At 57.8% G+C, this 6,839-nt stretch carries 7 protein-coding genes; 3 read left to right on the top strand and 4 right to left on the bottom strand.

What is annotated here, in order from left to right:
• A partial coding sequence (locus RE6C_RS20925; RefSeq protein ID WP_039962851.1) for a WecB/TagA/CpsF family glycosyltransferase occupies positions 1–330 on the top strand: 330 nt, incomplete at its 5' end.
• A 45-nt stretch (positions 331–375) separates the two neighbouring features.
• Here RE6C_RS20925 and RE6C_RS20920 read toward each other — a convergent pair.
• The 3 genes from RE6C_RS20920 to leuB all read right to left on the bottom strand — a co-directional run bounded on the left by RE6C_RS20920 (position 376) and on the right by leuB (position 3,101).
• The gene (locus RE6C_RS20920) at positions 376–909 is read right to left on the bottom strand and encodes an NADPH-dependent FMN reductase (protein WP_008659812.1); all 534 of its coding nucleotides are present in this window, start codon (positions 907–909) and stop codon (positions 376–378) included.
• A 62-nt stretch (positions 910–971) separates the two neighbouring features.
• Positions 972–1,937: a phosphatidate cytidylyltransferase gene (locus RE6C_RS20915; RefSeq protein ID WP_007328412.1), complete on the bottom strand. Its 966-nt coding sequence runs from the start codon at positions 1,935–1,937 to the stop codon at positions 972–974.
• Between the two features lie 84 nt (positions 1,938–2,021).
• Entirely contained in the window at positions 2,022–3,101 is a 1,080-nt protein-coding gene (leuB, locus tag RE6C_RS20910; protein WP_008659811.1) for a 3-isopropylmalate dehydrogenase, read from the bottom strand.
• A 333-nt stretch (positions 3,102–3,434) separates the two neighbouring features.
• Here leuB and RE6C_RS20905 point away from each other — a divergent pair, with 333 nt between their 5' ends.
• Both RE6C_RS20905 and RE6C_RS20900 read left to right on the top strand, forming a co-directional pair.
• Positions 3,435–4,733 carry a glycosyltransferase family 4 protein gene (locus RE6C_RS20905; protein ID WP_008659810.1) on the top strand — a complete coding sequence of 433 codons (1,299 nt, stop codon included), beginning with the start codon at positions 3,435–3,437 and terminating at the stop codon, positions 4,731–4,733.
• 108 nt (positions 4,734–4,841) lie between these two features.
• Positions 4,842–6,092 (top strand): hypothetical protein, encoded by a 1,251-nt coding sequence (locus RE6C_RS20900; RefSeq protein WP_008659809.1) that lies wholly within the window; start codon positions 4,842–4,844, stop codon positions 6,090–6,092.
• A gap of 15 nt (positions 6,093–6,107) precedes the next feature.
• Here the strand turns inward: RE6C_RS20900 and RE6C_RS20895 are convergent.
• Positions 6,108–6,839: DUF4437 domain-containing protein (locus RE6C_RS20895; RefSeq protein WP_039962848.1), on the bottom strand; the 732-nt coding region annotated here is incomplete at its 5' end.

Raw genomic sequence — 6,839 nt, 5'->3', positions numbered from 1 at the left:
AGCGGGGCGGAGATGTGTTTTGTGGGCCTGGGCTGCCCACGCCAAGAGATCTTTGCTTACGAGATGAAAGAACATCTTTCGATGCCTCTGATCGCCGTGGGTGCCGCGTTCGCGTTCCATGCGGGAATGCTGGAACAAGCCCCACCGTGGATGCAAAAGAACGGGCTGGAATGGTTCTTCCGTTTGACGCGAGAACCTGGCCGCTTGTGGCGACGATACCTGTATCTCAACCCTGCTTATGTGTCATTGCTGGCGCTGCAGAAACTGGGGATCTACCGTCGAAAATGCGACGGAGGGCAATCACCCAGCAAAGAGTTGATGTTTGGCTGATCGGTCGCTTGCCTTCACGCCGGTCTGTCGACCAAGCAAATTCACTCAGGAGTTGAGTGCGTCGCTGAGACGGAGCGTTTCTTCGACCAACGTATCGACGCGACGACCGATTTCTTCGTCGGCCAACGAATCGCCCTCGAACGATTCTCCTGTCGCGTAAACAAACCGCGGCACAATCACGCAGCGGAAATCCAACATCAAACTATTGGCCAATCCCATCGCGGACATGTAACTGCCTTGGCCGCCCGCGGCCAACAACAACGACACGGTCTTTCCCGTCCAGGCTTTCCCGGTCAGCTCCACCGCGTTTTTGATCGCGGCATTCACGTCGTAATTGTAGACCGGCGAGGCAATGTAAATCGCTTCCGCCGAACGAACCAATTCGCCAAGTGCGATCACTTCTTCGTTGCCATAGGCGGTCGCACCGTCGCACGGCGGCAACGTTCGCTGAGACAAATCGAAGACTTCGACTTCCCGTTCCTGAGATCGCAGTCGCTCGGCAACCGCGCGAGCCAGAATGCGGCTGCGGCTGGTGGGATGGAGACTGGAACTGATGACGAGGTGCATGCCTTGGCTCATACAAAAGTGAATCGGCTCGGAAGAAGCGGAGCTCGACAATGGCGGAACTCGGCCGGTGGAGCCTACGTGAAGAAAAAACGTGTGACGTGATAGAAGATTGGCGCGGCGAAGCAGATATTGTCGATCTGGTCCAGGATGCCGGCGTGCCCTTGGACCAATGTGCCTGTATCGGTCACTCCACGATCTCGTTTGATCGCACTCATCGTCAGCGTTCCCATGCTGGCCATCGCGGTCACAACCACGCCCATCAACAAGGCTTCCCACCAAAAGAACGGTGTGGCCCAACGAAGCAGAGCCGCGATCACACCGGTCGACATCATGGCCCCCAGCACGCCTTCCCAGGTTCGAGACGCGTTGATATCCGGAGCGATCACGTGACGCCCGGCCAACTTGCTCCAGACGCGTTCCAAAGTCAGCGACAACTGAGCGATCAAGACGAAGAACATCAGCAAGTTGACGTTGCTGCCCGTCCAAGGTTCGCCGCCGGTTCGAACCAATTGAAGATCCAAAAGCGCCGGTGCGTGGGACAGCGAGTACACGCAGACCAGCAACCCGGCCTGGATCTTCGCACAACGCTCCAGAAACCGTTTCGCGTCGCCCGCGATGGCCGCACGAGCCGGAATGAACAGGCTCGCGTAGACCGGGATCATGATGCTGTAGAATGGATAATACTCATCGCCCAAACCGATCAGGATGTACTGCAGCGGCGTGAAGATGAAGAAGATCCAAAACAACGTCCTGTGATCACCCCGCCGGGTCGGCGTCATCGAGATAAATTCTCGCAATGCCCAGAACGACACCATCGAAAACAATACCACCAACCCGATCCAGTGGATCAACGATCCGATCACAAAGATCGCCACCATCGTCCACCACACGCGCAGCTTGGCGCGGAATCGCTTGACGACCGCTGCGTCGACCGCGATCGAATCGTTGCGACCGAGCAAGAACGCGACCAAAGTCGCGATGCCCAGCGCCGCGAGGATGACCGCGATCAAGATGAAAGTGGTGGTATCTGTATCAGGCAAGGTGTTCTTCGATTGGAGGGGAACCTGCTGTCGACTTGGTATCAGGCGAACAACCAGAATACCTCAGAAAGCCGAACGGCATTCCTAGCTAGCCAGTTTAGCGACCACGGCGGCGCCCATTTCTTCGGTCGACACGCTCTTGGATTGATCGCCACGAGCCAGGTCAGGTGTTCGCAAGCCATCGGTGATCACGCCCGCGACGGCTTTTTCGATCGCCTCGGCTTCCTCGGTCAGTCCCAACGAGTGACGCAGCATCATCGCTGCTGCCAAGATGGTCGCCAACGGGTTCGCGACGCTTTTGCCGGCGATGTCCGGAGCCGATCCGTGAATGGGCTCGTACAGTCCCGGACCACCATCGCCCAAAGACGCACTGGGCAACATGCCAAGCGAACCGGGCAACATGGATGCCTCGTCGGTCAAGATGTCGCCGAACATGTTGCCGGTGACAACCACATCGAATTCCGATGGTCGGTTGATCAAGTGCATCGCCATCGAATCCACCAACACGACGTCGTACTGGACATCGGCAAATTCGTTGGCCATGACTTCGGCAGCCACTCGACGCCACAAACGACTCGGCTCCAAAACATTCGCCTTGTCGACGCTGGTCAATCGGTTCGAACGACCGCGAGCCGCTTGGGCTGCCATGCGGACGATTCGTTTGACTTCACTGACCGAGTAGGTCATCGACTGGAAAGCGGTCTCTTCTTCGCCGCTGCCGGAAGTGCCTGATTCACCAAAATAAATCCCACCGGTCAATTCGCGAAAGAACAGGATGTCCGTGCCTTTGACGATGTCGGCTCGCAACGGAGACGCGTCGGCCAATTCGTCGAACAGCTTGATGGGTCGCAGGTTGGCGAACAGCCCCAACTCCTTGCGGATTTTCAGCAGACCGGCCTCGGGGCGAGTCTTGGCGGATGGATCGTCCCATTTCGGCCCGCCAACCGCTCCCAAAAGAATCGCCGCAGCGTTCCGGCAGGCATCGATGGTTGGTTGAGGAAGAGGGTCGCCGGTTTCGTCAATCGCGATCCCACCGATCTGGTGCGAACTGAAATCGAACGTGTGCCCGAAACGCTCCGCGACCTTCAGGAGGACCAAACGGGCTTGTTCGACGATTTCAGGTCCGATCCCGTCACCGGGCAACAAAACGATGGAGGAATTCATAGGTCTAACGGGGACTAATTGAGCGTGGGGAGGGCTGGAGAAAGACACATTTTTGAGACACAGAACTTAACGGACTTCGGCTGTTTCCCCCAGGGTCCTGCGTACTCAATCGTCACAACTGGCACGACCGTCCAAGTCCCCCGCAATGCGGATGATCCTGCACAACTGGTCAGCACACGGGTGTCTTCTTTAGCCCAAAGTTAAAGAGCGTTGCCTCCCGCGACCGCCCTTTTCGCGACAAATCGATCCCGCCAATCGCCAGCCGACGCTCCGTCATCTCGAATCGATTCCTTCGGCTCGGCAATCAAGCCCGACACCTCAGCACGCCCCGCTATGCACTCGACCACCAATTCGAACTTTCCAAGCGTCGCAAACTCCTCGGTGCCGCCAGTCGTCGCGCCCGCCGGCGATGCGTCCGCCGACGTCACCGAAGGACTGTCATTCTCGCCCGCCAGCCATCCGTCGGCTCTGAATGTCCCTCGTGAAATTCGGGTGCTGCACGTCGTCAACGGAGAACACTTCTCCGGCGCGGAACGCGTGCAGTCTCACCTCGGCCGCTGCCTGCCAGACCTCCATGTCACCGCCGACTTCGCTTGTGTCAAACCAGGCCGATTCGCCGACATGCTGGAAGAGCACCAATCCGGCATGGCGGGAGAAAACTGGGGACAGTGTCATCGAGTCCCAATGCGTCACCGCCTGGACTGGACCGCCGTCAAACGACTCGCCCGAGTCATGGCGGAAGGCGAATATGAACTGCTGCACGCTCACACACCGCGAACGGCCATGCTCGCCTCGGCCGTTTCGAAATGGTCCGGTCGACCTTGGGTCTACCACGTCCACAGCCCAGCTGGTCGAGATTGCGAAAGAGCTTGGTCGAACCGGATCAATGCCTGGATCGAACGACGATCGCTAGCGAATTGCTCTCATCTGATCACTGTTTCAAACAGTCTTCGCGAAGACACGATCCAACAAGGTTTTCCCGCAGACAAAGTCACCGTGGTCCACAATGGCGTCCCCGCGATTCGCCCCGCTCGCAAAAGCAAACCCACCATCGGCGGCCGCTGGACAATCGGAATGGTCGCTTTGATGCGAGCCCGCAAGGGACTAGAAGTGGTCCTGGATGCACTGGCGATCCTCAACAACGTCGGCACCGAGGTCACGCTTCGCTGCATCGGTCCCTTTGAAACCGAAGCCTACCGTCAACAAATCGACGCTCAGATCAGCGACCTCGGGATCGGACATCTGATTGACTGGGTTGGATTCACGCAGGACGTCCCCGCCGAACTCGCTCGTCTGGATGCGATGGTTCTGCCAAGCCTCTACGGCGAAGGGCTACCAATGGTGGTCTTGGAATCGATGGCTGCTGGCACACCCGTCATTGCAACTTCGGTTGAAGGAACGCCCGAAGCGATCCGACACGGCATCGAAGGTGTCCTTGCTGAGCCTCGCGATGCAGAATCTTTGGCCGAACAAATTCAAGCCATGGTTTCCGGACAATATGATTGGCAATCGATGTCTGACTTCGCTGTCACGCGCCACCATCAATGTTTCAGCGATCACACGATGGCTCATGGCGTCGCAAAGGTCTACCGTCGCATTTTGGACCCAATGGGTCATGCAACCGACGATTGATCCGGTGCAAATTTCTGCCCCGCAACCGCCCGCCAGCTTGGTACGATGAACCAAGCGGCGAGCAAACCGCGTTTCTGATCCCAGACTTCTGAATCAGCGGAAAAAACGATGCGAAGCTTCAAAGGATTGGCCACCGTTTTCAATTCAAACGGTCTCGCAATCACCCGCATCACGTTGGTCGGATTGCTACTGGCATCGATCCCAACCGCTCTCCTCGCTCAACCTCCCTTTCGCGGCGACAGTCGTTCTTTCCCCGATCGTCGCCATTCGGGAATGGATCATCGCCGTGGCGGTCCTTCCGGCGAGTTCGATTTGGTGGAACCTTCCGGTGTGGTGACCGGCCGCATTTCTCTGCGTCGCGGAAACTTGATCTATCGCCACGGCGATGGGCGTCAAGTTGTCTACTCTCGCGATCGACGTTTTGATACTCCAGACGGACAGTTCCTGGGCTACTACAACACGCTGCTCGCGAGAGCATTGAAGTTCCCACGCAACGGCTTTGGCAACTTCCTCTACATGGATCTCGACAACTTCAATCCCTTCCCTCAAGCCTCCTATCGGTTCGTGCGTCCGGTCGGCGTGGGACCGATCGGTGGCCCCGTGTTCGGTCCGTTGGCGGGCGGATACGTCGAATACGGTGCTCCAATCTACGGCGGATTCGGCCTGCCTTGGCTCACTCCCGCACCCGCGTTTGGTTGGGGCATCAATGACATTCCGATTGGCCCAATTGCTGTCAGCCCGATCCCGCTGAACCCAGGCCCGGTGCCAATCGATACACGGCGAGTTGCGTTGCCTGACTTGCCGCCCGCGAAAATTCGATTCACCAACAGCAGCCAAAGAGACGTCAACGTCACGCTGACCGATTCGCGACAAGCCGGATTGAAGAAAACGTTCCGACTTGCGCCCGGTGAATTCGAAGACATGAAACTACGCCGCGACGCCGGGCATGAATGGGTCGAAACCTTCGAACTGCTTTCACCCAACGGCCAGTGGATCACTCGCGAAGTCCGCCATCAGATCCCACCACAGTCTCGCTATGAAATCGTGGTTCACGAATGGCGAGTCCAATCCGTCGCGATCGACCGTACCGCACGAGGCAACAACCGTATCGAAGACATCAACATGCAGGGCAAAGGCATCGGCCGTTTCCTCTTGCCACCCGGGCCTGAACTGGTTGACCAAACAATCGATGTTTTCCAATCGGCTCGAGCAATGCAAAACCAAGGCACCGTCACACCGATCATTCCCGACGAACAACTGCAGGAACAGTTCCGCCCCAGCGACCGCGTCACACCGTTCGAGCGAGCCATCCTGGAACAGCAGCGTGCGATGCAACGAGCCAAAGAAGGGCAACGCTAAGCTCGCCCGGCCAAATCACTCTTTCGCCGCGACGCGATACGTCCCCTTGGTTCGAACGTAGACGATGGTTTCTTCATCCGCCGAGATCTCATGCGTTGCCCCACCTTCGGAGCCGAAGTAGCTGCCCGGCACGAGTGAAGCGTTCTCGCTTTTGTCATCGAGGCCAAGACTTAAGTGACCGCGAATGACGACCACGCGAAAGGTTGACGCCGTGGTGATGAACTTGCCAGTGAACCCGGCGGGCAATTTGACCAGTGTCCCACTGACCTGATCGGCCGCAGGCTGCCCCCAGAGAAACGTTATCTCCGGTTCGCTTTTAATCACGGTCTTGGTCGGTTCGATCCAACTTGTGTCCGACGCTTTCAACCAAACAAGGTTGGACGCATCGACGTTCACGGGACGTTCCCCGGTATCAAATGCCTCACTTGGTGGCTGCACGAGATACGGACCTTCTTGAATCTCGACGTACGCGACGCTGTCTCCGCGAGCGGCGGTGATGTGAACTTCGCCCAACGGCTGAGTCCAATAAGAACCCGCCGGCATCCACATCGGCTCCGCATCGGGATCGTCGTTGTGCAAACCGCCCGCGATCACGACCCCGCGATAAGTGATGTTGTGAATGTGAGGTGGCGACGCAAACCCATCGACAAACTTGACCAAGAAACCCGACGCACCGTCTTCGGTTTGGTCTCCCCACAGCGTTCCTGCCTTGGGGGCCGCGTCGCCGCGATTGGGATTGAGAGATTG

This window comes from Rhodopirellula europaea 6C (assembly GCF_000338295.1).
GTDB classification, from domain to species: domain Bacteria; phylum Planctomycetota; class Planctomycetia; order Pirellulales; family Pirellulaceae; genus Rhodopirellula; species Rhodopirellula europaea.
Note: the sequence above shows the minus strand (reverse complement) of the source record. Positions and strands in the feature narration are given on the sequence as shown.

Excerpts from the sequence above, each read along its gene's own strand:
- RE6C_RS20920 (WP_008659812.1), bottom strand. The coding sequence starts at position 909 with ATGAGCCAAGGCATGCACCTCGTCATCAGTTCCAGTCTCCATCCCACC.
- RE6C_RS20900 (WP_008659809.1), top strand. The coding sequence starts at position 4,842 with ATGCGAAGCTTCAAAGGATTGGCCACCGTTTTCAATTCAAACGGTCTC.
- leuB (WP_008659811.1), bottom strand. The coding sequence starts at position 3,101 with ATGAATTCCTCCATCGTTTTGTTGCCCGGTGACGGGATCGGACCTGAA.
- RE6C_RS20905 (WP_008659810.1), top strand. The coding sequence starts at position 3,435 with ATGCACTCGACCACCAATTCGAACTTTCCAAGCGTCGCAAACTCCTCG.